Annotated in this window: 3 protein-coding genes; 2 read left to right on the top strand and 1 reads right to left on the bottom strand. The window is 38.6% G+C overall.

Going from position 1 to position 3,028, the window contains the following annotated elements; translation table 11 throughout:
* Positions 1 to 12: 12 nt before the first annotated feature.
* Entirely contained in the window at positions 13 to 456 is a 444-nt protein-coding gene (locus AC3LHT_RS10020; protein WP_290647276.1) for a hypothetical protein, read from the top strand.
* Positions 457 to 677: 221 nt separating this feature from the next.
* Complete coding sequence (locus AC3LHT_RS10015) at positions 678 to 1,769, top strand: AAA family ATPase (protein ID WP_488662791.1); 1,092 nt, start codon at positions 678 to 680, stop codon at positions 1,767 to 1,769.
* Between the two features lie 126 nt (positions 1,770 to 1,895).
* On the opposite strand, the gene AC3LHT_RS10010 is transcribed toward AC3LHT_RS10015, so the two are convergent.
* Positions 1,896 to 2,870 (bottom strand): GNAT family N-acetyltransferase, encoded by a 975-nt coding sequence (locus AC3LHT_RS10010; protein WP_488662790.1) that lies wholly within the window; start codon positions 2,868 to 2,870, stop codon positions 1,896 to 1,898.
* Positions 2,871 to 3,028 lie beyond the last annotated feature (158 nt).

The following is a 3,028-nucleotide window of genomic DNA, read 5'->3' as shown; positions in this document are numbered from 1 at the left end:
GGAGGTGAGAGTATGAAAAGGTACATAATAGTTTTGGCTTTTCTTTTAGTTGCTCTCAGTGTCTTTGGTATAAGTTATAGTGTTGGCGTAAATCTTAGTGGGGCTATTGAACCCTTTCTTATGGCAAGATTTGAGCTTGGTACAGTTGATATCATGGTTAAAACTGGTTTTATCTTCAGCAGTAGGGGGATAGAGCTGATTGTTCCGGGTATTTTTGTATCCACTGATTTATCCTTCTTTAGACCACATGCAGGTTTAGAAGGATTCTGGCATTTGAGGGAAATGGAGTGTTTGCTGTTAGGGAAAATCGGAGCGGATTTCAAGGTCGGACTTAGCTTTGCTTCTCTTTACCTTGGAGCGGATTTAGGGTTGGCGATTGACTTGCCCGGGGAATTCTTTGTAAGCGTTAATAAACTTGCTCCAATCCCAACACTTACAGCTTATCTTGAATGGTAATTGATATTATGAGCAGTTAGCGAATATTCAAAGAATTTTCTAAAAATCTTTCGATTAAAATGCGCCCTTTTGAGGGTGCGTTTTTTAAAATTACATTGGAAAAGTATGTAGAATCATCCATGTTGTTGCACTATCGGCTGTTGCTTTTAATCATCTTTACTTCCGATATCGGAAGTAACTTCCGCCCCCGGAAGTGATATAATCTCATAGGGGGTGACTGCGTGCTTTTTGATACAAGGCCAAAAACTAAATTAGAAGACCTCTTTGATAGAATTGACGAAAGAAAAGCTTTTGAAGATGCTTTGTACAATTATCCACTTGTTGTTGTAACTGGGCTTCGAAGGGTAGGGAAATCCTCATTGATCAAAGCCATGCTAAATGAACTCCAAGAAATCACACTCTTTTTGGATGGAAGAAGCCTCTATTCTTCTTCAGGAGGGAATATTACCAAATTCCATCTTATTAGTCACATCGAAAAAGAACTTGCCCGGGTGTCTTTGAAGCATAAGATAATCAAATTCCTTAAAGAATTACGGGGAATAAGCATTAAAGGAAATAGCATTACTCTCATAAGGAAAGAATTAGACCTTTCATCACTCATGGAAAGACTCAACGAATTTGCTGCTAAGAATGGAAGAAATATTATTTTATATATTGATGAAGCTCAGTATTTGAAATATTATGGTTCAAGAGGAGGGAAAGACCTTCTTACCTTGCTTGCGTTTATCTATGACAATTTGCACAATACAAAGTTGGTCATAACAGGTTCTGAAATAGGATTACTGCACGATTTTCTAAGATTTTCAGATTACGAATCTCCTCTTTACGGCAGAGCCTATTCAGAAATATGCATTGAGCCTTTTAAAAGAAAAACTTCTATAGAATTTTTGAAAAAGGGTTTTGCGCAAATAAATTTGCCCGTTTCATTTGATATCGAAGAAGTTGTTGATATTCTCGATGGAATACCGGGATATTTAGTCCTTTTCGGAGTAAAATACCGTGAATTTTTAGATGTGAAAGAAGCAATTGAGAAAGTATTTAGTTATCTTTCTGGAATGATTTCGAGCGAGCTTAAAGAGCTGGAAAAAAGGAGCCCCCGTTATTTGAAAATACTAAAACACATCGCGGCAGGAGTCGATTCCTGGGCAGGCCTTAAGAGGCTATTAATAGCTTCCGATGACCAAATCAGCGATTCAAGACTATATGAAACCCTGAATATCCTTCAGCAGACTTCATGGATAAAAAAAACCAATGGAAAATATGACATTGTTGACCCTGTCTTGAGAAGAGTAATAAGTAAAATCTTAGAATAGCATTACCAATTATTTCTGAAAAAGAAGCTACTTTCGTCCCCGGAACCTTAATATATTTACCCCAATTCTAAAGCAACACCCTGTCAAATTACTTTCAGCCGTCCTTTGTACCGGCAATCGAAGCTTTCAAATATAGTTCCACCCGTAATCAGGCAAAGTTATCGGGAATATCCCTTCTAACCCTAAATCCACGCCTTTGCCAAGAACAGCCTTTGTCAGTTCAGAGTTATCAAGCTTGCTTGCTTTGTTTTTGAATTCTTCATATTCCTTGTTTGAAAGCCTTTCTTTAAAAAAGTCTTCCAGCTGTGAGAAGAAGTTTTCAGCAGAGATTATTTTCGCAGTGCCTTCAAAGGTTGTAGTTTTATCGGCTGGGTAATTAAAACTGTCATCAAAATGAAGCACGCAATAATTCCTGTTTTTTTCAGCTGTTACAGTCCTAATAATGCGAAGCACCTCATCTTTTTTGCCTCCAAATTCCAGCACATGGAGCTCTTTGTCGATATTTGCGAAGGTGCAGTAAGATTCTTCTCCCAGATAAGTTTCGGAAGCTCTGGTAGCGATGTATCCGGATTCGAAAACCGCTTTGAAATCGTCGTAGTTCCGCAAATACCTGATGAACTTTTTCTGATGTATTGAGAGAATCTTTCCAACATCTTTTGAGTTCGCCTTTTTGATTTTTGCTTTTTCTCCCTCGGGAGAAATCTTCGCAGTGTGATAACTTCCAAACTCGACTGCTCCAAAGCGCCTGTATAATCCTCTTAAACCTGATATGACAAATACCGAGATGCCCTTTTTAATGCTTTGCGCTTCCATAATTTCGAGCATCCTTGAAGCGAAACCAGCTCCCCTGTAATCCGGGTGAGTGCAAACTGAGCCTATTAATCCCACTTTCAACGTATATCCATATATCGATATCTTTGCAGGCTGCATGCCCAATAGAGAAACCACCCTGCCGCCATCTTTAACCCCCAGGAGGTTTGAAACGTTCTTCTCAGAAAGAAAAATAGGAAAACACGCGCCCATGTCTTTATCAAAAATCTCACTGGCAAGCTCGATCGCGCTGTTCAGGTCTTCTGGCATTAACACAACAGGTTCCAGCATTAAAATCCCCCCTTGAGGTTTTCTGCTTCAAATATATCATCTTAAATACTGAGCCCAACATGGTATATAGTTATATACCATTGTGTTCTTACTATGACCATCACTGCAAAAAAATAATAGGGAAATGGTTTTATGAAACCGAGTATTGTAACAAAACC

The sequence above is a fragment of the Kosmotoga sp. genome (assembly GCF_982836095.1).
The sequence above is the reverse complement of the archived record's forward strand: the minus strand, read 5'-3'. Positions and strand labels throughout refer to the sequence as shown.

Bases quoted from the DNA above. Each gene is read 5' to 3' on its own strand.
- AC3LHT_RS10020 (WP_290647276.1), top strand. From the start codon at position 13: ATGAAAAGGTACATAATAGTTTTGGCTTTTCTTTTAGTTGCTCTCAGT.
- AC3LHT_RS10010 (WP_488662790.1), bottom strand. From the start codon at position 2,870: ATGCTGGAACCTGTTGTGTTAATGCCAGAAGACCTGAACAGCGCGATC.